This is a genomic window from Flavobacterium geliluteum (assembly GCF_017948595.1).
In the GTDB taxonomy this organism is placed as follows: domain Bacteria; phylum Bacteroidota; class Bacteroidia; order Flavobacteriales; family Flavobacteriaceae; genus Flavobacterium; species Flavobacterium flavipigmentatum.
This window is the reverse complement of the sequence record NZ_JAGFBV010000003.1, coordinates 24,715-50,501: the sequence shown is the minus strand read 5'-3', so window position 1 is coordinate 50,501 and position 25,787 is coordinate 24,715. Positions and strand designations below refer to the sequence as shown.

Here is a 25,787-nt window from a genome sequence, read left to right as displayed (position 1 = left end):
CTTTATTAAAATTTAACACTTAGTCCCAATTGGGTAGTAATAGATGCCGGACGGTTTACACCAAAAGCAGAACCTGCCCACTCCGGATCATATCCGTCAAAGTTTGTGAATACAAAAGGGTCTAAAACATTTACATAAATTCTAAAATTACTCATTTTTAATTTTTTGATCAAATCAGAGTTGAGTGTGTATCCTAACGAGATATTTTTAATTTTTACATAAGAAGCATCTCTGTAATAACCAAAATCTGAACTCCAGTAAGCTCCTGCACCAGTTGCTACCGGCCCCGGACGCGGATTTTGTGTATTGGCATTAGCCTCAATACCCGCACCGTTTGTAGGGATAAAATAATCCATTGCTATTTTCTGACGACCTCTGTCACTTACATCGGTAAAGTTTTTATGAAAACTACTCAACACCGTTTGTCCCTGACTTGTAAGAACCGAAAAGTTAAAATCAAACTGGCCAATAGTCAATTTAGAATAGAAACTTCCTTGCCACTCTGGATTTGGGTTTCCAATTACAGTTCTGTCATCCTGATTAAATTTACCATCATTGTTTAAATCTTTTGGCCTTGCCTGACCCGGCGCCATTCCGTAAGAAGCTGCTTGTGTGGCTTCACTTTCTTGCCAAACACCATCATAAACATAATTGTAATTTGGGTTTAATGGCGCTCCAAGAATCAATTTGTTACCAATATCACTTACCTTATCTTGATTGTAGATGGATTCTAATTTATTTACATTTTTAGAAAAAGTAAAAGTAGTTTCCCAAGAAAGAGTGCTTGTTCTAATATTTTTTGTCGTTAATAAAACCTCGATCCCTTTGTTACTCACAGAACCAACATTAGAAAAAGTATTTTTCCAACCTGATTCTGCTGGCAATTGCTGTTTGTAAATCAAATCATCTGATAATCTGTCGTAAACATCAACGCTACCCGTAATTCTATTTTTAAGGAAACCAAAGTCGAGTCCTAAGTTAAATTCTCTTGTTTTTTCCCAAGACAGATTCTGATTCGCCAAATTCTCTGACTGCCATCCTGGAACGACAGTAGCACCGTTTGCATAAAATGTTTGCTGATTTAGCAACGCCTGCGAAGTATAAGGAGCAACGTTATCGTTTCCTGTATAACCCACACTTGCTCTTAATTTTAGATCAGAAATTGTTTCGTTATTCAATAAAAAACCTTCTTTACTAATTTTCCAACCTAAAGCTAACGAAGGGAAACTCTCCCATTTTGCTCCTTCTGCCAATACAGAAGAACCGTCCCATCTGTTAGAAGCAGTCAATAAATATTTGTCTCTAAATGCATAATTAATACGCACCGCATACGAGTTTAAGGTGTTTTTTGCATAAGAAGATTTTACAACATAACTCGTTTGAACACCCGAACCAATATTATCTGTTCCTGTATTAAAGGGTTGTGAATTAGAATATAAATACGATCTGTCATCTTGATTAGAATAGATACTTTGCAGTAATAATACACTAAAATCATGTACTTCATTAAAAGTCTTTTTCAAATCAATCTGATTGTCCCAAGTATAATTGAAGTTATCATAATTCTCAAGTGATGATGAATTTTTATTGTTTAATGTCACACCTGCATTAGATTGTGCTCCATAAGCAGTACCGTTTGTAGTGTTTTCGATTCCTGAAGCAAATGTAGTTTTGAAAGAAAACCATTTTGCAGGTTGGTATTGAAAGTAAACATTACCAACTGTTTGCCATGTTTTTTGAGTTTGAGAAGAATTAGCAATTTCTACTAACGGATTCACATTACTCGTTTTATTGATCGCAAAAGTACCGTTTGGATAGGTTAATTTTCCCGGCAGAAAAAACAACTCACCCACTTTTTCGTTTCCAGCGGCATCAACAGCCCACGGGGACATTAACGGGCTCAATCTCAAGGCATCCTGCATTGCCAAATCACTACCCAATTGCGAGTCGATACGGGCAACTGTAACGTTTACACCTGTAGAAAATTTATCATTTATTTTATGATTCAAACCTAATTTGAATGAGTATTTATCTGTAGAATCATTATCGATTAACCCTTTATCACTTTGAATACCAAAACCTAAATTATAACTCAAACCAGAATCTGAACGACCTGAAATGTTGAGATAATTATTTTCTGTCATTCCAGATTTTATAACAGCATCGGCCCAGTCAAAATTATAACCACTATTGGCTCTTGATACCAACAAAGGGCTCTGATTTCCTGCTAATGTTGCCAATTGCGCCGGAGTCTGCGTCGCAGGTGTTGCGCTCATATAAGCCACCTGATGAAATTTCCACCACTCTTCTCCTGTCATCATAGTTGGCATTCTTGTTGCTGTCTTGGTACCATAAGAAGTATCAAAAGTAACATTGATTCCAGCCTTAGCGCTCGTACCACTTTTTGTAGTTACTATAATTACCCCATTAGAACCTCTAGAACCATAAATTGCTGCCGATGAAGCGTCTTTTAAAACATCCATTCTAGCAATGTCCTGCGGATTCAAAAAGTCAATTCCATCCATAGGCACACCATCTACAACATATAAAGGAGTAGAACCTACCATTGATGGATTACTGGAATCTGCCAATAAGGAGTTATTTCCTCTAATTACAACTCGAAAACCATCGCCCGCACGGCCAGAACTAGATGAAATTTGCACCCCAGGCGTACTTCCCTGAATGGCTTCAAGGGCGTTAATTGTATTTCTCTCGGTGATAGTCGCGGCACTAATAGTACTTACAGAGCCCGTAAGATCTGATTTCTTTACCGTTCCGTACCCTACAACCACAACTTCTTTTAATGAATTGGATTCTTCTGTAAGACTTACATTAATGGTTGATTTACCCATTACGCTAACTTCTTTTGTTTGAAATCCTAAATAACTAATTACCAAAGTAGCTTTTTCATTAGAAACATTCAATTTAAAACTTCCTTCAAAATCTGTCGAAGTTCCATTTTTTGTTCCTTTTTCAACAATATTTACTCCTGGCAACGAAAGCCCTGCGGCATCTGTAATTTTACCGGCTATTGTACTTGTCTGTCCTGACTGAGCGCTCATGGTATAGCTCAGCAGAAAATTGAGGAAGAACATAAATACAAGATTGTATTTTATTCTTTTTTTTACTAATTGGTTGATATTCATAGTTTGGTTTTAAGGGTTAATTGATAGTTATTTTTTAGTCTTTAATAGATTCGACTTTTTTATCGTTGATATAGGTATCGACAAAATGTACATTTTTTACATTTTTCAAAGAATACATGGAGTCTACTTTTTTGATTACCACATTTTTGAAAGTGATGTTTTCGACAGGGGATTCTTTATAGCCATCTGCCAAGATACCATATTCACCTCCGTCATTTACTTTAATATTTTCAAGATTGATGTTTCGTATCGTGGGTATAAAATTCCCTGTTTGAGAACCATAAACATTGTAGGTCATTGTAGCCTTCAAAACACATTCTTTTACAGTACCAATTTGAAGATTTCTTACATAAATTCCCTCAATGATACCGCCCCGTTTAGAATTTGTTTTGATACGAATAGCGCGTTCGAGATTAGGACTATCCATAATGCAATTTTCTACAAAAACATTATTTACACCAGCAGAAATCTCGCTTCCCATTACCACACCGCCGTGACCATCAATCATTTTACAATTCTGAACAATGATATTTTTACTCGGAATTGCGACTCTTCTTCCATCTGCGTCCCTGCCCGATTTTATAGCGATACAATCGTCACCAGTATTGAAAGTGCAATTTTTTATAATGACATTCTGAGAATATTCAGGATCACAACCATCATTATTAGGACCATGACTTGTCACCGTAACTCCATCAACAATAATATTATTTGTTTTTATGGGATGTAAAATCCAAAAAGGGGCATTTATAATTTTTACATCTTTTATCAAAGCCGTATTACAATCAAAAAATTCTACAAAATTAGGACGCAAATAACGTCCTTCCCCAAAAACTCTCTCAGAAACAGGAACACCTCTTTCTGCCATATCTACCAATACTTCGCGATTGTTAGGATCATTTTGTGACGGGATTCCTGATTGCCATCCGTAACTTTTACTGCCTGCCCAGATCCACCAATTAGTGCTGTTTGCCTGACCATTTAGCGTTCCTTTTCCGGTAATGGCAATATTGGTTTTGTTTTTTGCATAAATAAGAGGAGAATAATTTATGAGTTCGGTTCCTTCAAAAGAAGTATGAACCAACGGATAATCTTTTGGATTTGTGCTAAAAAGAATTTCTGCATTATCTTCCAAATGCAAATTGATATTACTCTCTAAATGAATGGGGCCAGTAAAATATTTTCCGTTAGGAACCAAAACCACACCACCACCATTTGCGGCACAAGCTTTGATTGCTTTTTCAAAAGCAGCCGTATTTAAAGTTAAACCATCGGCAACAGCGCCAAAATCATTGATATTGTAAGTTTTATCCAAAAAGCTGGTTTGAGGCATACTCTTTACCACCATTTTTATTTTGCTCCAAGCAATTTCGGCGTTAGTACCAGAAACTTGTTTTCCACAAGCAAACAACAGCACACTAATTGATAAGAACAAAACAATTATCTTTAGCCTTATGAACTTACTTTTAGTCATTTGCGTGGTATATTAAGGTTTATTATTTAAAACATCAATAATTATGTAATCGATTACACGAAAGTATAAAATAAGTTCTAATACACCAAATTTATTTAGAAATAAAATGTATATTTAATTTTTATTATGAATTATATTTACATTTTAGATAAAAAAACACATAATTTTTTATCATTATCAGACAGAAAACGTTTTAGTTAAAAATTATGGTAATCGATAACAAAAAGTATTGAGTTATATAAAAAAAATGTATTTTTGTTTGTTAATTAATCAAAATAACTTTTGAATGAGCGAAAAAATAACCATTTATGATATTGCAAAAAAGCTCAATATCACTGCTGCAACGGTTTCCAGAGCGTTAAATAACAATCCGAAAATAAAAGAAAGCACACGTGAATTGGTTCTTAAAACAGCGGCATCAATGAACTATAAGCAAAACAAACTTGCTTTAGCTCTAAAAAGCGGCCGTAGTAATAACATAGGGGTTATTGTTCCTCGTATTGATAGTAATTTCTTTGCATCTGTCATCAGAGGAATCGAAGAAGAATTGCATCCTAATGGTTATCAGGTAATTATATGCCAAACTCATGAAGATCCAAAAAGAGAGAACGAAAACCTTTATACCTTAATTGATGCTCAGGTAGACGGTATTTTAATGTCGGTTTCGGATGTTAGCAACGAAAATGATGAAGCTTTTCATAATGTATTAAAGAAAAATGTTCCTTTAGTATTTTTTGATAGAAGCAAACACATAGAGGGCGTTAGTTCTGTAACAATCAATGACTTTAAAGGCGGCTATATGGCGACCAAACACTTAATTGACGAAGGTTGTAGATGCATTGCTCACTTGTCTGGAGATCAATCGCTTGAGATTTTCAAAAACAGATTTTTAGGGTACAAACAAGCTCTGCTGGACAACGGAATGACGTTTAACGAAAAATACGTTATTCAGTCTAAAAGTAGTCTTGAAGCAGGAAAAGAAGCTGTAGATATTTTATTAGGATATGATATTCCACCAGACGCGATCTTCTCTTCGAGTGATTTTGCGGCTTTGGGTGCTATTCAGGAATTAAGAGAAAGAAATATAAGCATTCCAAAAGAGTTTTGTGTAGGTGGTTTTAGTAACGAGCCTTTTACCAAATTTATGGAACTCTCCATTACTTCTGTAGACCAGTCTCCGCTTGAGATGGGTAAAATGGCTGCCCGTGTATTTTTGGAGCAGGTCGACAAAACACAAACCATCAAAATCGAAAAAAAGGTAGTTCTAACTCCAGAATTACACATTCGTAAATCATCGTCCAGAACTACCTCTTAATTTTTATTATAAACTCAACGATATAAATAAATTTATATCGTTGAGTAAGTGAAAAATGTTTTTTTATAATGAAACCCCTCTTTTCCAAGGAATAAAATCGTTTTGATTTAAAATTGCCGCTTTGGTTTTAATTGTTCCGCTGGCTACATCAATAATAAATTCTAGCATTTCATCTGCCATCTCTTCAATAGATTTTTCACCTGTGATGATTCCACCTGTGTCAATATCGATAATATCAGACATTTTTCTGGCTAATTCAGAATTTGAAGAAACTTTTACAACAGGTGCAATTGGGTTTCCAGTTGGCGTACCTAAACCGGTTGTAAACAAAACCATATTGGCTCCCGAGCCTACCATTGCGGTCGTACATTCTACATCGTTTCCTGGCGTACAAAGCAAATTGAGGCCTGGTTTAGAAATATATTCTCCGTAATCTGAAACACCTACAATAGGAGAAGTTCCACCTTTTTTAGCAGCACCGGCAGACTTCATAGCATCAGTAATCAAACCATCTTTGATATTACCCGGAGACGGATTCATATCAAATCCTGAACCTGCATCTACCACGGTTTTTTCGTACCATTTCATTAATTCCAAGAAACGTTTTCCGTCTGTATCATCGTTACAACGGTTAACCAATTCTTGCTCGACACCACATAATTCGGGAAATTCAGAAAGAATTGTAGTCCCTCCCAATGCCGTAAGCATGTCTGAAGTCACTCCTAATGTTGGGTTCGCAGAAATTCCTGAGAATCCGTCTGAACCACCACATTCTAAACCAATTTTTAATTTAGACAAAGGAGCAGGCGTTCTTTTTATTTCGTTGGCTTTTTTGATGGCCTCAAAAGTATCTTTTACGACACTGCTTAACATGGCTTCGATGGTACCAATTTGCTGCTGATCGTAGATCAAAACAGGTTTTTTACTGTTCGGGTTTATTTCATCCAAAGCATCTTTAAAAATTTGAATTTGAAGATTTTGACATCCCAAACTCAAAACAGTAGCTCCGGCAACATTCGGATTATTGACATAACCCGCCAACAATTTGGCCAAACTGTGCGAATCCTGACGAATTCCACCACAACCGCCTTGATGCGTGATAAACTTTACTTCGATATTATTGAATAAATTAGCATCGTTAGAAGCCGCTTCATTAGCTGCACCGCCAGTTTCGGTTTTCACCAAAGAGCGCAATAACAACTGATAATCATTTTCTTTTGGCTTCATTAATTCCTTCTCGAAAATATCTTTCAGGATTTCTATATTTCTGTTTTCACAAAAAACCAAAGGAAAAAACAACCAAACATTTTCGGTTCCTACTTGCCCATCTTCTCTGTGATAGCCCAAAAACGTCCTGTCTTTCCACTTATCTACGTTAGGAGCCGTCCAGCCAATCGTTTCTGTTTTGCCCGTCACTTTATCACTTTCGTGTTTCACATTCAAAGTAGAAAGCAGACCACCTCTCTCTATTTTGGCACTTGCTTTTCCGACCAAAACGCCGTACATAATAATCCTGTCTCCTGCATTAAAAGGAATCATTGCAATCTTATGCTTCATTTTTACATCAGACTCAATGGTCACTGATTCTCCTTCAAAATCAATCACTTCTCCTGCTGTAAGATTGACCAAAGCGACCGCTACATTGTCTGTAGGATGTACTTTTATTAGTTTTTTTTGAGTTGCCATAACCTAAACTTTCTGAGTTGAATTTATTTTTGTTTGAAAATGAGCGAAACCTTTTTCAATTCCGTTGGCATCAATTGCTTCCAATGCCGTTGCAATAGCTTCTGTCAGACCTGAAATTTCGGTTAGATCTTCATCCCAAAAACTTTTGTTTTGCAAAGTCATTTGCGCTATTTTATTGTAATTGCTTGATGTCCAAAGATTTTTAAAAAAAGTAATAATATCTTCACTATCGTTAACAGGTAAGTCAGCACCGTTCCAAGTCCCTTTATAAAAACGAATTAAAGCTGCAAACGCAAAAGTTAAATGCACTGGAAGTTTTCCTTGTATTGCAACATATTCCGTTATACTTGGTAAAACACGCACTTTAAATTTCGAAATAGAATTTAAAGCAATTGTTGACAATAAATGCTTGATAAACGGGTTTCTAAAACGATCCAGAACTTCTTCAGAAAAGCTAGTCAGTTCTGCCTTGTCCATGTTTAAAGTTTCGTTGATTTCGTCAAAAACAGCTTTGTTTACAAACTCACCAGTAAAAGCATTATCAACCGTTTCTTTTACCGTTTCATTTCCGTAAAGGAGAGAAAACGGCACCATTGCAGTGTGCGCACCATTTAGGATCCTCACTTTTCTGGTACGGTAAGGTTGCATATCAGCAACAATTTTTACATCTAAATCTGTTTTTTCAAACGGAAGTTTAGCTTTTAATTTATCATCTCCTTCAATCACCCATAAAAAGAAACTTTCTGCACTCACAATCAGATCATCCTTATAATCTAACTGACTGTTATACGCCTCGATTTCATCTTTTGGATATCCTGGTACAATTCTGTCTACCAAAGTATTATGAAAAGAACAGCTGTTTAGAATCCAGAAAATAAAATCCTGTTCCAATTTCCATTCGATACTATATTTTAGAATAATTTCTTTTAAAGTATCAGAGTTGTAATTGATCAATTCGCAAGGAATAATGGTCAGTCCTTTAGACTCATCACCTCCAAAATGTTTGAATCTTTCGTGCAAAAGAACCGTCAATTTAGCAGGGAAAGAAGCGGGCGGCTGCATGGTTGGCAAATCAGACGCTAGATATTCAATTCCTGCTTCGGTAGTATTTGAGATAATAAAAGCCAACTCTTCTTCTTTGGCCAAAGCCAAATAATCTTGAAAAGAAGCATAAGGATCAATTGCTTTTACGATATTAGTGATCAATTCTTTTTCCTGAATTTCTTCTCCTTTTTTTACACCTTTCATAAACAAAGTGTACAATCCGTCCTGCTCATTAATCATGTTCACCAAACCTCTGTCAATAGGTTGTATCACCGCAATACCAGCATTAAAATTGGCTTCCTGATTAAGTTTTTGAAAAGCATATTCTACAAATGCTCTCAAAAAATTACCTTCACCAAATTGAACTATTTTTATTGGAAGTTTATTTGAAAACTCCGAATTAGCTCTGTTTATCTTTTCCATTACAAATTGTTTAAAGTGTTTTAAATAACCACTGATACCTTTTTATTTTATGACAAAATCGTTTCATTTTAAAAAGAAACATTACACTTGTTTAAACTAAAATAAAAGTTGCTGTGAGGAATGGCTTCTCTTATTTTGGCAAGCGTAATGCTCTTATAATTTTAAAATCTAAACGATGCACGATAAAAAAATCGGGAGGATTACTCTTTGTTTATTTTCTAATATTTTTTATGATGTCTAAAACCTGACTTACTTTATTTTTTAAACCTTCAAAATCCTGGTTATCAATAATATCTTTTGAGATCAATTGCGAACCAAGACCTACGCAAGTTGCCCCTGCATTCAACCAAGAAGACAAACTTTCTACAGTGGGCAAAACACCGCCTGTTGGCATAATATTCGTCCAAGGACATGGTCCTTTTATTGCTTTTATAAATTCTGGTCCGTAAATATCTCCGGGAAATAATTTTACAATTTCGCAACCTAATTCTTCTGCTCTTGCAATTTCTGTAAGCGAGCCACAACCCGGTGACCACAACACTTTACGGCGGTTACAGGCAATTGCAATGTCTTCTCTAAAAACCGGCGTTACAATAAAATTAGCTCCTAAACTCATGTACAATGAAGCCGCAGCAGCATCGGTTATAGAACCCACTCCTAACATCATTCCGGGTAATTCTGCCAATGCATATTTGTTTAATGCTCCAAAAACTTCATGAGCAAAATCTCCTCTGCTTGTAAACTCCATCAATCTGGAACCTCCATCATAACAGGCTTTTAGCACTTTTTTACTGATTTCAATATCTGAATGAAAAAATAGCGGAACCATTCCGTTTTCTTTCATTGTCTGCGCTACTTCAATTCTTGAATATTTTGCCATATCTATGTGTATTATCGAGACACCAATCCCGAAGAATCGCCATCTATCATATTTTCAACTTCTTTGAGTGTAACCAAATTATAATCGCCTGCAATTGTATGTTTTAGACAGCAAGCCGCAACTGCAAAGTCTAACGCTTTTTGGTTATTATTTTTATAATTTAATAATCCGTAAATCAATCCTCCCATAAAAGCATCTCCGCTACCCACGCGATCAACTACAGGAGTTACCTCTTTGACAGCAGCCTGATAAATTGCTTTTCCATCAAACAAAATACCTCCAATTCTTTGGTGAGAGGCACTTACAGAATAACGTAACGTGGTCGCAACCGTTTTTAAATTCGGAATCAAATCGAATAACTTCGTATATAAAACCGGAAGCGATTTTTCGTCCTGATAATTCGGATTTACTTTTGGCAATCCCAACATAAAATAGGCGGTATCAATATCTCCTAAAATTACGTTACTATATTGTAGCATTTCGGGCATCACCTCGCTTGGTGTTTTGCCATATTGCCATAATTTTGATCTGTAATTTAAGTCGCACGAAATGGTAATTCCTAATTGATGAGCCACTTTTATAGCTTCTAAACAAGCTTCGGCAGCACTCTCAGAAATCGCTGGCGTAATTCCACTCCAGTGAAACCAATCGGCGCCTTCTAAAACTTTCTCCCAATCAATACTTCCTTTTTGAATAGTTGCCATTGAGCTGTGCGCGCGATCATACACAACATTACTGCCGCGTGTTCCCGCACCTGTTTCCAGAAAATAGATCCCTAAACGTTCGCCTCCGTAAACAATGTTTTTGGACTCCACATTCATTTTTCGCATTTCTTTCAAAGCAGAAATACCAATCTCATTTTCGGGTAATCTCGTTACAAACTCAGCATTTTCGCCATAATTGGCCAAAGAAACACACACATTAAATTCGCCTCCGCCATAAGAAGCACCAAATGCCTTCGCTTGCGAAAAACGCAAATGCCTCTCTGTTGAAAGACGCAACATGATCTCTCCAAATGCAACTATTTTACTCATAATCAATACTTAATTAAAATTTAAAATATTCTTTTGCATTGTTATACGAAATATCAGCAACCAATTTTCCAATCCATTCCATATCAGCAGGAAGCTCTCCTCTTTGAATTTCATCTCCTAAAAGATTACACAAAATTCTACGGAAATACTCATGTCTTGGAAAAGATAAAAAGCTTCTGGAGTCTGTCAACATTCCCACAAAACAACTGATCAAACCCATGTTTGAGAGAGCGTTTAACTGTTTTGTCATCCCGTCCTTCTGATCCAAAAACCACCAGCCAGAACCAAATTGCACTTTTCCTCTAACACTTCCGTCGTTAAAGTTTCCAATCATGGTAGCCATTACTTCGTTGTCGGCTGGATTTAAGTTATAAATAATCGTTTTTGTCAATTTGTCTTTACTATCCAAAGCATTCAAAAATGAAGATAATTTTTGCGCTTGCGGATAATCTCCTATAGAATCCCAACCTGTATCTGGACCTAAAATTCTGTGCATGCGTGCATTATTGTTACGCAATGCCCCTAAGTGAAACTGCTGTACCCAACCTAATTCGTGATAACTTTCGGATAAAAACAATAAAATTGCACTTTGAAATTTTAAAGCTTCTTCTGGAGAAATCACTTGATTTTCTCTTTTCTTTTTGAAAATTGAAGTTACCTCAGATTCCGTGAAATTTTCAAAATAAATCTGATCTAAACCGTGATCGCTTAATTTACAGCCATTTTCATTAAAAAAATGAATTCTCTTTTTTAATGCATCGCATAAATCAGCATACGTATTAATCGCTACGCCAGCAACAGTTCCTAATGTATTGATATAATCGTTGTAACCGTCATTTGCAATTAAAATGGCTTTATCAGGTCTAAAAGCTGTACTCATTTTAGTTTCAAAAGGATTTTTGGCTAATTTTTGGTGAAATTCCAAAGTATCAATCGGATCCTCTGTCGTGCAAACCAATTCGGCATTTACCTTTTTTAACAAATTTCTGGTACTGTAAGCTTCTGAATTTATTTTTTCTGAAGTTTCGATATAAATCTTCTCAGCTGTCTTTTCATTCAATAATTCATGAATATCAAAATAACGGGCCAATTCAAGGTGTGTCCAGTGGTACAAAGGATTACGCATCGTGTACGGAACCGTTTTTCCCCAGTTTAAAAACTTATCTTTATCTGAACCATTTCCTGTTATAAATTGCTCATTTACGCCTAGAGTACGCATTGCACGCCATTTGTAGTGGTCACCATTTATCCAAACCTGAGTAATATTATCGAAAATTTTATCCTCGGCAATAAACTGTGGATTTAAGTGATTGTGATAATCGATTATTGGTTGATTTTTAGAATAATTATGGTATAATTCTTCTGCGTATTTATTTTCAAGTAAAAAATTATCGTTTATAAATGTCTTATTTGCGCTCATGATTTTAATAAAATTGAGTAATTATTCGTTTGAAGGTTTACCAATTGTGGCCAGAATTCCCCCATCTACATATAAAATATGTCCGTTGACAAAATCGCTCGCTTTTGAAGATAAAAATATTGCTGCTCCGGCCAAATCGCTCGGATCTCCCCATTTTGCAGCAGGCGTTCTACTGATGATAAAATCGTTAAACGGATTTCCGTCTACGCGAATAGGTTTTGTTTGTTCGGTAGCGAAATAACCTGGACCGATTCCGTTAATTTGAACGTTGTACTTTGCCCATTCTGTCGCCATGTTTTTAGTTAGCATTTTCAAGCCTCCTTTTGCAGCAGCATAAGCGCCTACTGTATTACGGCCCAATTCGCTCATCATCGAACAAATATTAATTATTTTTCCTTGTCTTCTTTCGATCATTCCTTTGGCAACGTGCTTAGAAACAATAAAAGGACTTACTAAATCAATATCGATCACTTCTTTAAAATCGGCCACTTCCATCTCAATCAGCGGAATTCTTTTGATGATTCCAGCATTGTTAATCAGGATGTCAATAGGTCCAACTTCCGTTTGAATTTTCGCAACAGCGGCAATTACCTCCTGCTCGTCTGTAACATTAAATTTATAACCCACAGCATGAATTCCTTCATTTTGAAGCTCTTTTACAGCAGCATCAATTTTTTGCTGAGAAGAATTTCCGTTGACCACAATTGTAGCTCCGGCCTGGCCTAAACCTTTAGCCATTGCCATTCCGAGTCCGTGCGTACTTCCTGTAATCAGGGCAATTTTTCCTTTAATATCAAATAAATTCATAACGTATTATCTTAATTCATTTATTTTGCAAACATCCATATCTCCGTAATCTAAATTCTCACCCGCCATTCCCCAAATAAAAGTATAATTGCTGGTTCCAGAACCCGAATGTATCGACCATGGTGGCGAAATAACCGCTTGATGATTGTTCATCCAAATATGTCTGGTTTCTTGCGGCTGTCCCATAAAGTGACAAACTGCTTGATTTTCTGGTATATCCAAGTAGAAATATACTTCCATTCTGCGATCATGTACGTGAGCTGGCATAGTATTCCAGACACTTCCCGGACGCAATTCTGTCATTCCCATTTGCAGTTGGCAAGTTGTGACCACTCCTCCAATAATCATTTGATTTACCGTACGGTGATTCGCCGTTTCCATTGCGCCTAATTGCAATTTATTAGCTTCTGTCAAACTTACTTTTACTGTTGGGTAAGAAGTGTGAGCTGGAGCCGAGTTGATATAAAATTTAGCCGGATTTTTGCTGTCATTGCTTTTAAAAACTACTTCTTTGTTACCGCTGCCGATGTACAAAGCATCTTTAAAATCTAACGGATATGATGTTCCTTCTACTACAACAGAACCACTTCCGCCAACATTTATGATTCCCATTTCTCTTCTTTCCAGAAAATAATTTGCTTTTAATGGATCAATAGTTTCTAGTTTCAAATCATTTACAGGAACTGCAGAACCTGCAACATATCTGTCATAATGAGAATAGGTTAGTACAATTTCATCCGCTTGCATCAAATCATCAATCAGGAATTCGTTTCTTAATTCTTGAGTATCATATTTTTTTACAGCTTCTGGGCTTGATGCGTATCTTGAACTATACTTTGTCATAATTTTATTTTTAATGTAATCGATTGCACAAAATTAAAATATTATTTTAAAATTACCTTTTAGAATGATTAAAAATTAAGGAAATCTTATAAATTAGTGATCGGACTGTACTTTGGTACCAAAGTTTTCATCACGATCCAGCCCGTTAAGTAACAAACCGCACAAATTGAAAAAATGATAAAATATCCTGCCTCAATTCCTTGAAAGCCCATAAAAGACATATTGGTATTTTTACTGTAATCAAATAACAATCCCGAACCTTTATTGATAATAGTAGAACCAACACCTCCGGCTAATCCGCCAATTCCGGTAATGGTTGCAATTGCTTTTTTAGGAAACATATCTCCTACTGTCGTAAAAATATTTGCCGACCACGATTGGTGAGCAGCACCCGCGATACCAATAATAATTACCGGAATCCAATACGAAATGTATCCTAAAGGCTGAGCGATCAAGGCCAATAAAGGGAAAAATGCAAAAATCAGCATCGCTCTCATTCTTCCTTCGTAGGGGTTCATTCCTTTTTTTTCTACAAAATAAGTAGGCAACCAACCTCCAATAATAGAAAGTAATGTAATCATATAAAGCACGAACAAAGGCAAAGCAGCTTCAGTAGAATCCATTCCATAAACAGAACTCAAATAAGCCGGTGTCCAGAACAAGAAAAACCACCATACGCCGTCTGTCATAAATTTACCAAAAGCAAAAGCCCATGTTTGTTTGTATTTTAAACATTCGATAAGAGAAACCTTTATGGTCGTTTCAGGAACATATCCCACTAATTTACTGTCTGCGATATCATCTTGCTGGATATACTCTAATTCTGATGCACTTACTTTTGGATGTCTTTCTGGTTTATCATACATAAAAAACCAAAATCCCATCCAGACAAAACCTAAAGCTCCAATAATAATAAAAGCCATTTCCCAACCAAAAGATTCAGCAATAAACGGAATGGTAATTGGTGCCGCTAAAGCCCCAACAGTTGCACCTGCATTAAAAATACTCGTCGAAAAAGCTCTGTCTTTTTTCGGGAAATATTCTGCTGTCGTTTTTATTGCCGCCGGAAAATTTCCTGCCTCACCTACTGCCAAAACAAAACGTGCAAAAATAAACAAGGTAACACTCACATTTATTACCATTCCTGTATCATTAACCGTGTGAATGACTTCTCTTGCTCCTTCAAAACCTACTAACCAATTGCCTGTGATGATTCCCGAGGTTGCAATACCGCAAAATGCATGCAGACACGCACCAAAAGACCATATTCCAATAGCCCATAGAAAACCTTTTTTTGTGTCTAACCAATCGACAAATCTTCCTGCAAATAGTAAAGAAACTGCATAGAAAATAGAAAACAAGGCTGTAATATTTCCGTAATCATTATTTGTCCAATGAAACTCCGGTGCGATAAAATCACTCCATGTCAAAGAAAGAACTTGTCTGTCTAAATAGTTAATCGTAGTAGCAAAAAACAACAACGCACAGATACTCCAGCGATATCTTCCAGTAGGTGTATTGGTTTGACTCATAATAATGGTATTTGTTTAATTTCTAAAAGCCGAAATAATTATAAATTATCTTGTAATAAAAAAAATGTAATCGATTGCACAAATATAGTTTTAAATCTTTATATACCAAATAATTTATACATAAAATTATTTTACTATCAAAAATAAACATATCACATAAAAAAACTTATATAAATTTACACATTAAGCAATGTATTTGTTAAATGATATGTTACATTTTTCGATCCTACTTAATATTTACCAAAAAGTTGTAAATGGAAGCATTTAATGAATAATTTTGGTATCAAGAATTTGTTAAACTTCTTCAGGAAACAATTTTTAAACACAAAACAAAAAGGTACTTTTACGGCTGTAATACAAGAAAGAAGTCGGTTAAAAAGCTATTTTTGAAACTCAATAAGACGAACTACCACTTAATATATTATGAAATTGAAAACTTCAACACCAGATTATTGGAAACAAGTACTTATAATAATTGTACTATTTATGGGGATTACCAATCAATTACAAGCTCAGGATCAAGTTATAAATTTATGGAAAACAATTCCTGATGAGCTTCAAGCTCCGGATTATCAGGAAAAAGAAATTATTAAGGATCAATTAGTGCAAAGCATTAATAAAGTAACGATTCCAACCCTCAGTATTTTTTTTCCTAAAAGCACAAAGCCCAATCAAACCGCGGTAATAATTTGTCCCGGCGGAGGTTATTCGCATTTAGCGATGGATAAAGAAGGCATCAAAGTCGCAAAATGGCTCAATGATTTAGGGATTGTTGCTTTTGTTTTAAAATACAGATTACCAAGTGATTTGATTATGAAAAACAAAACAATTGGACCTTTGCAAGATGCCCAGGAAGCAATTCGTTATGTTAGACAAAATGCCCTAAAATACGGAGTTGATTCTACTAAAATAGGTATTATGGGTTTCTCAGCGGGAGGACATCTTGCAGCTACTGCTTCTACACATTATGATGATATCGTTTATCAATCGACCAACAAGGTGAGTGCACGACCGGACTTTTCTATTTTAATTTACCCTGTTATTTCAATGGAAAACACGATTACGCACAAAGGATCACAGGTTAATTTACTTGGTAAAAAACCTTCTCAAACCCTGATTGATTCTTTTTCTAACGATAAAAAAATTACCCCACAAACGCCTCCTGCTTTTTTAGTTCATGCCACTGATGATAATGCTGTCCTGCCAGAAAATAGCATTCATTATTATCTGGGCTTAAAAAATAACGGTGTCGCAGCCGAGTTGCATCTTTATGAAAAAGGGGGTCATGGCTTTGGTTTGGGCGTAAAAGATACTAGTCTTTTCTGGACAAAAGCCTGTGAAGAGTGGTTAAAAAACCATTCTTTTTAATACTAAAAATTGATTGTTTTTTAATTTACTTTAATAAAAAAAGATACACGATATATTAAATAACCTGTTTCCTATTCTTTTTCTCAAGCCAATTCCGAACCGGTTCATCATAAAATTTTAGACACAAATAGGCAATTATAATACTGCTAATCAAGAGTACAGCTCCCATCCCAATTCCGTCTTTTAGTGAAACTTTATTGTCTACAACCCAAGCCGTGTACCAATAAATAAGCGGATAATGGGTGATATAAAGAGGATATGAAATATTGCCGAGCCATTTGCATATCTTGGCCGAAAAGGCATTTTTAATTTCACCCCCTGCGCCAATGGCTACGATGAGTGGGAACATTAAAATAATACAAAATGATTCATATAATCCGTTAATCCAAAGACTATTTTCGTCTCCTATTCTTGGAATAACGAGTATAGCAGTAATCAACAAACTACACAGCCAGAAAGCTCCTCTTATATGCACTATTTTCCCTAATCTATTGAGTAAAATACCTGCAAAAAATGGATATAATAAACGAGTAAAACCAACATTGATTTGCTCAGTATTAAAAGACCATCCCCCGATAACATCTCCTTTTACACCAAAAACAGTATAATTGATTAGCATTCCTGCAAACAGTAAAACAAATACTGCGAGTACTTTATTCGAAAATTTACGAAAAAATAAAGCGTATAAAATATTAGCAATGTATTCAAAAAAAAGCGACCAGGCGGGACCATTTAAGGGGTGCATTTCTCCCCAACCACGTATATCTGCAGATGGTGTTAGCGGAATTAAAGTAAAACCAACTACCATCACAAGTATTAATTTCCAAACGGGCATATCTGCAATCATAGGAAATAAAAGAGCTGAAGCTTGCAAATAATACAGTAAAGCACCAATTATAGATCCCATAATAACCATGGGTTGCAGCCGAATGAGCCTTCTTTTATAAAACTCCCACTGCGTCATTTCCCCCCAGCGATCGTCGTACGCATACGCAACTACAAAACCTGACAAAAGGAAAAAGAAATCGACCGCCAAGTAGCCATGATTGATAATTTGCTTAAAACGATTGCCTCCAGAAAAAGCTTCAAAAACGTGAAAAGCAACTACCAAAATGGCTGCAACACCTCTCAAACCATCAAGAATTTCGTAATGTTTTTTTGGTTTTATAACTACTGAAGATACGCTCATAAATTATTTTTTGGTGGTTATAGGTTAGTTTTTTATTTTAAAATAAGAATAAATAGAAAACTGATTTAAAAATTCTTCTTACTATTCCTGATGATTTTTAAGCCATTCTGCTCTTCTTTGATCGGGCAAATGTTTTACAATAAAATTTTCGAATTTGGCTTCAAAGCCTTTTCCGTCAGGCGAAGCAGCCATCAAACCAACCATGACAGGCGAATTGTCTTGCAAAGGCGCATTTCTGGTTAGAGTATAATTTTTATCATCATACGAAAAGAAAATTTCGATAGCATCTAATCTTCTCACTACTTTTATCCAAACAAATGGTGGTGTTTTTTCTAAAGTTGTTACACTCCAATCGCTTTTTTCATGCGTTACAACGGTACTGATATTGAATTTTCCATCAACGAATTCTACACCAGTTTTGATATAATTTTTTTCATCCACACGAATCATTAGTCCCATTTGATCAAAACGAGCTTTGTAATCTCCTGTCAATTTTACCTTTGCTTCAAACTCACCTCCATAATTAGCATAATAAAATGGAGCGTCATCAACTGTAAATCCGTAATGAGAAATGCGCCAATAATCACTGTTGGCTGTAACATTCATAATCAAAGCATTGTTCTTAATCTCCCATTTTTCGGGCTCATTAAACCATTGCATTTTATTTAGGCTTTGCGCCGAAAGGCCTTGAAATACACAAAGCACTATCCAAATTATTATATTTTTTTTCATGTTATTTAATTTTTAGATCAATAAAGCTGCAACAATTTTGAACCGTTGCAGCTTTAAAACAAACCAATATGTAATAATGAAATTATTGAAGTGAAAAACTCACTTTAGATTTTAAATCGGTTGAAGACGCTCCGATAATAGCTTCAAAATCGCCAGGTTCGGCAACCCAGTCGTGTTTTTTATCATCAAAGAAACTCAAAGCTGTTTTATCAACTGTAAAAGTCACTGTTTTTTCTTCTCCCGCTTTAAGCGAAATTTTCTCAAACCCTTTTAATTCCTTTATCGGACGAGGCAATGACGATTTTAAATCACTGATGTACAACTGAACCACTTCTGAACCTTCACGGGCTCCTGTGTTTTTAACTTTTACAGAAAATGTAATTTGATCTCCCGCACTCATTTGTTTTTTATCAGCCGTTACTTTTCCGTACTCAAAAGTCGTGTAACTTAATCCGTGTCCAAAAGAAAACAGAGGTTTTGCTTTTTGTTTGTCTGCATAACGGTATCCCACAAAAATTCCTTCTTTGTAGTTGACCTCATCGCCACCCGGAAATTCTCCCAAAGCGTGTGCTCCATTGTCTGCTAATGTAACTGGAAAAGTAAAAACTAATTTTCCAGAAGGATTTGCATCTCCAACCAAAACAGCTGCCAGCGCGTTGCCAGCCTCTGTCCCTAGAAACCAACCTTGTACGATTCCGGGAACTTCTTTTACCCACGGCATTGCCACAGCATTTCCGGAAATATTAACAAAAACAACATTTTTATTTACTTTAACCAATTCTGATATTAATTGATCCTGATGGTATGGAAGTCCCAATTCTTTACGATCAAAACCTTCGTCATCCTGATATTCACTTTTATTCAAACCTCCTATAAAAAGAACGATATCGGCATCTTTTGCTACTTTTAATGCTTCGGCAGACAATTCAGCCGCAGAGCGTTTTTCTTCCAGACTAACTTTTGCCACCACCCCGTTATACTCACTTGTAGGATCGCCTACATAACCACGGGCGTACACAATCTGTGCCTGGTTGCCAATTCTTTTCTTCAAACCTTCCAAAGGTGTGATTTCATATCGCGCTTTAAGCGAAGAGCTCCCACCACCTACAGTCATCATTTTGATGGCATTTTCTCCAATAACAGCAATTTTCTTTGTTTTTGAAAGGTTTATTGGCAAAATATTGTTTTTGTTCTGCAAAAGCACGATTCCTTCTTCTGCGATTTTTAAACCAGCCTGAGCATGTTCTTGTGTTCCAAAAGAGCCAAAAGGTCTGTTTTTATCCATATTCGTCAAGAATGACAAACGCAAAACACGGCGCACTTTATCGTCTAATTCTTTGGTTCCTGCTTCTCCAGATTTGATCATTTTTGCGTACGGAGCTGCCAAATAGTAGCTGTCATAAGCATTGCTGGTTCCCCATGTAAGTCCGTTGGTCCAAGAACCAAATTCTAAATCCAAACCGTTATAGATTGCCTGTTTTGTATCATGAACTCCGCCCCAATCTGAGATTACAACCCCTTTAAAACCCCATTCTCCGCGAAGTATATCATTCAATAAAAACTCGTTGTGGCAGCAATGTTGTCCTTTGTATTTATTGTATGAACCCATTATTGCCCACGCATCACCCTCTTGCACAGCCGCTTTAAAAGCAGGCAAATAAATCTCGTACAGCGCACGATCCTCTACGATTACGTTTACAGCGTTACGATTGGTTTCCTGATTATTGAGTGCAAAATGCTTTACACAAGCCGCCACTCCGTTTGATTGTACTCCTTTAATATAAGGTACTACCATTTTTGAGGCTAAGAAAGGATCTTCGCCCATATATTCGAAATTACGACCATTTAAAGGCGTTCTGTAAATGTTTACACCAGGTCCTAATAATACATTTTTGTTACGAAAACGAGCTTCCTCTCCAATTGATTTTCCGTATAACGAAGACAATTCTTTGTTCCAGGTTGCAGCAAGCGCCGTAAGAGCAGGAAAAGCAATGCAGGAATCGTTTGTCCAGCCCGCCTGCTTCCATTCGTCCCATAAAACCTCGGTACGAATTCCGTGTGGCCCATCGGTCATCCAGTTTTCCGGAATGCCTAAACGTGGTACACCAGGCGAACTAAATTTTGACTGCGCATGAATCATGGCGATTTTCTCCTCGAGTGTCATTCGCGAAAGCGCATCTTCTACACGATCGCTTATTGTTTTTTTATCATCTAAATAAAGGGGAACTTTATTTTGCGCATTTACACCAATTGCACCCCACAACAGTAAAACAACAACTGTTTTAACATTTTTAAACATAACTGTATTTTTTAGTATTTTTTGTAATCAAAGAGTTTCTGGTCAAAAAACATCTTTTAAGAGTATTGTAAAACTAAAACGTTATCGTGGGTATTTGAATTTTAAAGACAAAAAAGTAGTATTTTAAAAAATCAAACACTTGACAAACAATTAATTAAATAAAAATAAATAGTAAAAAAAGTAGTGAATTTAAAATAATTTTATTGATTTTTTACCGAAATCAAGCCGATTTTGACAACCATTTCCTCAAAATCATTTCGCGAAACAGCGGCTTTATTTCGTGCTCGGGTTCTGTAATTATAAATCGTGCTCAAAGAGTAACGAAGAAAAGCAGCAATTTTTACGCTATCGTTGATCCCTAATCGTATCAAAGCAAAAATTCTCAATTCGGTGTTTAGGAGTTCGCCTTGTTTCAAAACGACCTGTTCCTCAGGAATAAGCAGCGCGTTGAAATCTTTCACGAAAGTGGGATATAAATTGAGAAAGATACTGTCGAAATGCTTGTATAATTCTTCAAGCTCGTTGTCGATTAAAGTAGTCGATTTAAGCATTTTGTGAATTTCATCAAACTGTTTAGCAGTTGCTTTTTTGTTTAAAATGATACGGTAATTCTCGATTTTATTGATGTACGTTGAGCAAAGGTGAAAAAAGTGTGCAATATATTCTTCTTTGATATGATTGGACTCAGACAACTGAGCGTTTCTTTCCTGCAGTTGATTATTGGTCTCTGTAATATCTTTATTTAATTCGACTAATTTTTGACTGGTTTCGTACAATTCTCCACGAATTTTAGAAACCTTTTTCATCTGTTTGTAAACATAAATCACGGCCACGATCAAAAATACCGAAAGCAAACTAATGCACAAAAGATACAATTGCAATTCGGTTTTTCTTTTTGCTTCTCTTTCTAAATAGGCTGTATTGATAATAGAATACACCTCAGACATGAGCAAAGTTCGAAACTGAACATTACAATACAGAGCATCCTCAATTGCCGATTGAGTGAGTTTATACGCCATATCGACATCTCCAATTTCGTAAAAAACCAATGCCAATTCCTGTAGAGAAGCGTTGTCTTTTATAGCATTTTTGATATCTGCTGTGGCCGAAAGTGCGTAATATTTTTTTCTTAATTCTAATTCGTGTGTACTTTCATAAATACTTCCAAAAAGATACGTAATCATCGCATACTGAGAATCCTCTTCTTTTGTGTCTTTTAATAAAACAAATAATTGCTTTTTAGCGGTTTCCAATTTTTTCTGAGAAATATTCTTCTGAATTAAATTGATTTTATAATCGAGTGATGACGATGGTAAAACCGCCAACAAAGAATCCCTATATTTGGCAATTTGGGCAATATATTGCTTGCTGATACTATTGGCATTATAGTGCTCAAAAAATTCCCTGTACACCACATAATAGTTGGGAAGCAATGATTTTGCTAAGTCTTTTTTATGAATGATTTTTAAAATAGCTTCGGATTCTCGGTATTTTCCTGACGAAGAATATAAATTGGCCAATTGCAATTGTGCCCAATCTTTTAGCTCTTTATTTTGAAGTTTTTCTGCAATTTTGAGGTTTTTCTTTACATATAAAATTGCCGAATCTGAATTGAATTTTTGATATTCTGCGTACAGCGCTTTGTTGTAATTGTATTCCTGCTCCTTTGATAAATTCTCGGATTTTAATTTTTTGAAATTTAAAATACGCTCTTCCTTAAGCAAAACATACTTTTGCTTGTTGGCCAATGCGTAATTTAATTTTGCCAGAATAGTTTTGGTACTATCCGATGCTTGAACAGGACAAACTAGAAAAATTAATAAAATAAGGAGCAAAAACTTTTTCAAGAGAATTAGAGATAAAAAGAATATGACTTACAAATATAGAACAAACTGCCACACAAACCGAATTATTTTAGGCACAAAAAAGACTGATGGCGAATCAGTCTTTTTTCTATTTAACCAAAAATATTTAGAATTAATTACGGTTTAAGTTCATTAAACGGAACATCCAATTCAAATGCCTTTTTTACCTTTTCGACCGTAATTTCTTTTTCAACCAAAAATTCAGTTGTATTTTTAATATCCAATGACGAAGCGCCAACGAGCACTTTATATGTTCCTGCTTCGGCCACCCAAGCATTTTTGTTCTCTAAAAAAGAAGCCAGATCTTTTGGAGAAATCATCAATTGCAAAGTCGTACTTTCTCCTGGTTTCAGCTCTTTGGTTTTAGCAAAGGCTTTCAACTCTTCTTTTGGTTTATCAATAGATTGAGATGGCGCCGAAAGATACAATTGTACCACTTCTTTACCTGCTATTTTCCCTGTGTTTTTTACGGTAACCGAAACGGTCAACTTATCCTTAAAAGTACTGCTACTTAATTTCACATCCGAATAAGCAAAAGTTGTATACGAATCTCCAAAACCAAATTCGTACGAAGGCTTAATGTTAAAAGTAGTAAAATAACGGTATCCTACATAAACGCCTTCTTCGTAAGTAACAGAAGATGGGTTATCAATAGGTGTTCCTAACCAGTTTTTTGCTGATGGTGTATCTTCATATTTCATTGGAAAAGTCATCGTTAATTTTCCCGATGGATTTACTTTTCCTGAAACTACATCAGCAACAGAATGTCCGCCTTCCTGACCTGGCTGCCAAGCTAATAAAATGGCATCAACTTTATCTTTCCAAGATGCCGTTTCTATTACCCCGCCAATATTTAAAATAACCACTACTTTTTTTCCTTTTTCGTGAAATGCTTTTGAAATTCTATCCAGCATTTCGATTTCTTCTTTTGCGATATTAAAATCATTATCAACAACTCTGTCATTGAATTCTCCTGAATTTCTTCCTAAAGTCACAAATGCAATTTCAGAATTTGCTGCTTTTTTAGCAATAAAAGCATCGTTGATTTTCAATTCAGGAAGTCTTTCAGGCAAAGCCATAACTCCTTTTTCTTTCCTTCTTTCCTGTTCAGCTGCAACTTCTTTATCGGCGTAGGGTTTATACAAATCAATCAATTCTTTATCTAATTTATAACCTGCTGCAGTTAACCCTTCTAAAAGAGAAACAGTGTGCTTATTATTCACACTTCCACTTCCTGTTCCGCCCGTAATCCAGGCGTAAGAAGTAACTCCAAATACTGAAACCTCTTTCTGTTTGTCAGTAAACGGCAATGTGTTTTTTTCATTTTTAAGTAAAACCATTCCTTCAGAGGCGGCTTGTCTGGTTATTTGGGCATGCTTTGTTAAATTGGGTTTATCCGAATATTTATAATTACTCATAATCGGAGATTTCAAAACCAATTCTAAAATTCTTTTTACATTCAAATCAACCACTTCTTTAGCAAGTTTGCCGCTTTTCATGTCCTCGATAATAACCTTTTTCTGAGCAGGAAGTCCCGGCATTAGCAAATCGTTTCCGGCTTCTAATTGCTGGGTTACATTACTAGTTCCAGCTACAATCGAATTAAAACCAGCGTAACCTCCAAACCAATCCGTCATTACAATTCCTTTAAAACCCCACTCATTGCGGAGAATATCGGTCAATAAATCTTTTCTGGCAGAAGTGTATGTACCATTTATCAAATTATAAGAAGACATTACGGTCCAGGGATTTGATTCTTTTACAGCAATTTCAAAACCTTTTAAATAAATTTCGCGCATGGCTCTTTCGCTAATGTGTTCATTGATCGAAAGTCGATTCGTCTCCTGATTATTCGCTGCAAAATGTTTGATAGAAGTTCCCACATTATTAGACTGAATTCCTTTTACCATTGCCGAAGCTATTTTTCCCGATACCAAAGGATCTTCAGAATAATATTCAAAATTTCGTCCGCACAAAGGATTTCTGTGAATATTTAAAGCGGGTGCCAGCAAAACATCAACGCCGTATTCTTTTACTTCGCTCCCCATTGCTTTACCAACACTTTCAATTAAGGCCTCATTCCAAGTAGAAGCCAAAGCCGTTCCAACTGGAAAAGCGGTACAATAATAAGTATTTTTATCGTTTGTACGAATAGGTTTGATACGAAGTCCCGCCGGGCCATCGGCTACAATAACAGCAGGGATTCCTAGACGTTTAATTTCGTAAGTACCTCCCGCAGCACCAGGCACGCGTCCCTCGATGGCGCCTACAACAGGCGTTAAACCATCAAAGCCGGGCATTCCGGTTCCCATCAAAAAATTAGCTTTTTCCTCATCAGTCATTTTATTGACCAAATCTGCGGCACGTTCCTCAATAGAAAGTCTTGTATCCTCGTAAATATCAAGTTTTCCGTTGTTATTTAAATCTTTAAAAGTAAAGCCTTTAATCGTAAGAAGTGGCGGATTATTTTCTTCCTCAGAAATACTATTCCATGACAAATTTGAAATCACCACTGCGGTCAAAAGTGATACTCGCGCTGTTTGTATTATTGTTTTTTTCATACTTGAAAAATTTAAAATGTGGTTGTAAATAGTAAAGTATAATGGTTAAAAAATTCATTGCTTCATTATGAAGCAATATTAATTATTTTTTCTCATATCAACAAATAAAACAGTTTAAAATTTCATTAACCATAATTATTAAGCACTATCTTTTTATTATTACCAACAA

At 35.8% G+C, this 25,787-nt stretch carries 17 protein-coding genes; 2 read left to right on the top strand and 15 right to left on the bottom strand.

The window, feature by feature from the left end:
• Positions 1 to 5 precede the first annotated feature (5 nt).
• Together J3495_RS02775 and J3495_RS02770 are read right to left on the bottom strand one after the other, a co-directional pair.
• Positions 6 to 3,146, bottom strand: a complete 3,141-nt coding sequence (locus tag J3495_RS02775; protein WP_210665046.1) for a SusC/RagA family TonB-linked outer membrane protein — start codon at positions 3,144 to 3,146, stop codon at positions 6 to 8.
• Positions 3,147 to 3,180: 34 nt separating this feature from the next.
• Positions 3,181 to 4,620, bottom strand: a complete 1,440-nt coding sequence (locus J3495_RS02770) for a glycoside hydrolase family 28 protein (protein WP_210665045.1) — start codon at positions 4,618 to 4,620, stop codon at positions 3,181 to 3,183.
• Between the two features lie 286 nt (positions 4,621 to 4,906).
• Between J3495_RS02770 and J3495_RS02765 the strand changes: the two genes are divergently transcribed.
• Positions 4,907 to 5,935 (top strand): LacI family DNA-binding transcriptional regulator, encoded by a 1,029-nt coding sequence (locus tag J3495_RS02765; protein ID WP_210665044.1) that lies wholly within the window; start codon positions 4,907 to 4,909, stop codon positions 5,933 to 5,935.
• Between the two features lie 63 nt (positions 5,936 to 5,998).
• Here J3495_RS02765 and J3495_RS02760 read toward each other — a convergent pair whose 3' ends face one another.
• From J3495_RS02760 to J3495_RS02725, 8 genes are all read right to left on the bottom strand, one after another.
• Entirely contained in the window at positions 5,999 to 7,621 is a 1,623-nt protein-coding gene (locus tag J3495_RS02760; protein ID WP_210665043.1) for a UxaA family hydrolase, read from the bottom strand.
• Positions 7,622 to 7,624: 3 nt separating this feature from the next.
• Entirely contained in the window at positions 7,625 to 9,088 is a 1,464-nt protein-coding gene (locus J3495_RS02755; RefSeq protein WP_210665042.1) for a tagaturonate reductase, read from the bottom strand.
• A gap of 211 nt (positions 9,089 to 9,299) precedes the next feature.
• Positions 9,300 to 9,968 carry a bifunctional 4-hydroxy-2-oxoglutarate aldolase/2-dehydro-3-deoxy-phosphogluconate aldolase gene (locus tag J3495_RS02750; protein WP_210665041.1) on the bottom strand — a complete coding sequence of 223 codons (669 nt, stop codon included), beginning with the start codon at positions 9,966 to 9,968 and terminating at the stop codon, positions 9,300 to 9,302.
• A gap of 11 nt (positions 9,969 to 9,979) precedes the next feature.
• The gene (locus J3495_RS02745; protein ID WP_210665040.1) at positions 9,980 to 11,002 is read right to left on the bottom strand and encodes a sugar kinase; all 1,023 of its coding nucleotides are present in this window, start codon (positions 11,000 to 11,002) and stop codon (positions 9,980 to 9,982) included.
• A 13-nt stretch (positions 11,003 to 11,015) separates the two neighbouring features.
• Complete coding sequence (gene uxaC, locus J3495_RS02740; protein ID WP_210665039.1) at positions 11,016 to 12,422, bottom strand: glucuronate isomerase; 1,407 nt, start codon at positions 12,420 to 12,422, stop codon at positions 11,016 to 11,018.
• A gap of 21 nt (positions 12,423 to 12,443) precedes the next feature.
• Entirely contained in the window at positions 12,444 to 13,229 is a 786-nt protein-coding gene (locus J3495_RS02735; protein ID WP_210665038.1) for a gluconate 5-dehydrogenase, read from the bottom strand.
• Positions 13,230 to 13,235: 6 nt separating this feature from the next.
• Positions 13,236 to 14,072 (bottom strand): 5-dehydro-4-deoxy-D-glucuronate isomerase, encoded by an 837-nt coding sequence (gene kduI, locus J3495_RS02730; RefSeq protein WP_210665037.1) that lies wholly within the window; start codon positions 14,070 to 14,072, stop codon positions 13,236 to 13,238.
• A gap of 86 nt (positions 14,073 to 14,158) precedes the next feature.
• Complete coding sequence (locus J3495_RS02725; RefSeq protein ID WP_210665036.1) at positions 14,159 to 15,604, bottom strand: MFS transporter; 1,446 nt, start codon at positions 15,602 to 15,604, stop codon at positions 14,159 to 14,161.
• Between the two features lie 423 nt (positions 15,605 to 16,027).
• Between J3495_RS02725 and J3495_RS02720 the strand changes: the two genes are divergently transcribed.
• Entirely contained in the window at positions 16,028 to 16,972 is a 945-nt protein-coding gene (locus J3495_RS02720; RefSeq protein WP_210665035.1) for an alpha/beta hydrolase, read from the top strand.
• 55 nt (positions 16,973 to 17,027) lie between these two features.
• Here J3495_RS02720 and J3495_RS02715 read toward each other — a convergent pair whose 3' ends face one another.
• The 5 genes from J3495_RS02715 to J3495_RS02695 all read right to left on the bottom strand — a co-directional run bounded on the left by J3495_RS02715 (position 17,028) and on the right by J3495_RS02695 (position 25,618).
• Positions 17,028 to 18,161 (bottom strand): acyltransferase family protein, encoded by a 1,134-nt coding sequence (locus J3495_RS02715; RefSeq protein ID WP_210665034.1) that lies wholly within the window; start codon positions 18,159 to 18,161, stop codon positions 17,028 to 17,030.
• A gap of 81 nt (positions 18,162 to 18,242) precedes the next feature.
• On the bottom strand, positions 18,243 to 18,893 hold the full coding sequence (locus J3495_RS02710; protein ID WP_210665033.1) for a DUF1349 domain-containing protein: 651 nt from the start codon (positions 18,891 to 18,893) through the stop codon (positions 18,243 to 18,245).
• Positions 18,894 to 18,975: 82 nt separating this feature from the next.
• A complete protein-coding gene (locus J3495_RS02705) occupies positions 18,976 to 21,192 on the bottom strand; it encodes a glycoside hydrolase family 3 C-terminal domain-containing protein (protein ID WP_210665032.1) in 2,217 nt (738 codons plus the stop codon).
• A gap of 200 nt (positions 21,193 to 21,392) precedes the next feature.
• The gene (locus J3495_RS02700; RefSeq protein WP_210665031.1) at positions 21,393 to 23,039 is read right to left on the bottom strand and encodes a DUF6377 domain-containing protein; all 1,647 of its coding nucleotides are present in this window, start codon (positions 23,037 to 23,039) and stop codon (positions 21,393 to 21,395) included.
• 134 nt (positions 23,040 to 23,173) lie between these two features.
• Positions 23,174 to 25,618, bottom strand: a complete 2,445-nt coding sequence (locus J3495_RS02695; RefSeq protein ID WP_210665030.1) for a glycoside hydrolase family 3 N-terminal domain-containing protein — start codon at positions 25,616 to 25,618, stop codon at positions 23,174 to 23,176.
• Between the last annotated feature and the right edge of the window lie 169 nt (positions 25,619 to 25,787).

Bases quoted from the DNA above. Each gene is read 5' to 3' on its own strand.
- J3495_RS02755 (WP_210665042.1), bottom strand. From the start codon at position 9,088: ATGGAAAAGATAAACAGAGCTAATTCGGAGTTTTCAAATAAACTTCCA.
- J3495_RS02725 (WP_210665036.1), bottom strand. From the start codon at position 15,604: ATGAGTCAAACCAATACACCTACTGGAAGATATCGCTGGAGTATCTGT.
- J3495_RS02715 (WP_210665034.1), bottom strand. From the start codon at position 18,161: ATGAGCGTATCTTCAGTAGTTATAAAACCAAAAAAACATTACGAAATT.
- J3495_RS02760 (WP_210665043.1), bottom strand. From the start codon at position 7,621: ATGGCAACTCAAAAAAAACTAATAAAAGTACATCCTACAGACAATGTA.
- J3495_RS02735 (WP_210665038.1), bottom strand. From the start codon at position 13,229: ATGAATTTATTTGATATTAAAGGAAAAATTGCCCTGATTACAGGAAGT.
- J3495_RS02750 (WP_210665041.1), bottom strand. From the start codon at position 9,968: ATGGCAAAATATTCAAGAATTGAAGTAGCGCAGACAATGAAAGAAAAC.
- J3495_RS02710 (WP_210665033.1), bottom strand. From the start codon at position 18,893: ATGAAAAAAAATATAATAATTTGGATAGTGCTTTGTGTATTTCAAGGC.
- J3495_RS02695 (WP_210665030.1), bottom strand. From the start codon at position 25,618: ATGAAAAAAACAATAATACAAACAGCGCGAGTATCACTTTTGACCGCA.
- uxaC (WP_210665039.1), bottom strand. From the start codon at position 12,422: ATGAGCGCAAATAAGACATTTATAAACGATAATTTTTTACTTGAAAAT.
- J3495_RS02775 (WP_210665046.1), bottom strand. From the start codon at position 3,146: ATGAATATCAACCAATTAGTAAAAAAAAGAATAAAATACAATCTTGTA.
- J3495_RS02720 (WP_210665035.1), top strand. From the start codon at position 16,028: ATGAAATTGAAAACTTCAACACCAGATTATTGGAAACAAGTACTTATA.
- J3495_RS02765 (WP_210665044.1), top strand. From the start codon at position 4,907: ATGAGCGAAAAAATAACCATTTATGATATTGCAAAAAAGCTCAATATC.
- J3495_RS02745 (WP_210665040.1), bottom strand. From the start codon at position 11,002: ATGAGTAAAATAGTTGCATTTGGAGAGATCATGTTGCGTCTTTCAACA.
- J3495_RS02770 (WP_210665045.1), bottom strand. From the start codon at position 4,620: ATGACTAAAAGTAAGTTCATAAGGCTAAAGATAATTGTTTTGTTCTTA.
- kduI (WP_210665037.1), bottom strand. From the start codon at position 14,072: ATGACAAAGTATAGTTCAAGATACGCATCAAGCCCAGAAGCTGTAAAA.
- J3495_RS02705 (WP_210665032.1), bottom strand. From the start codon at position 21,192: ATGTTTAAAAATGTTAAAACAGTTGTTGTTTTACTGTTGTGGGGTGCA.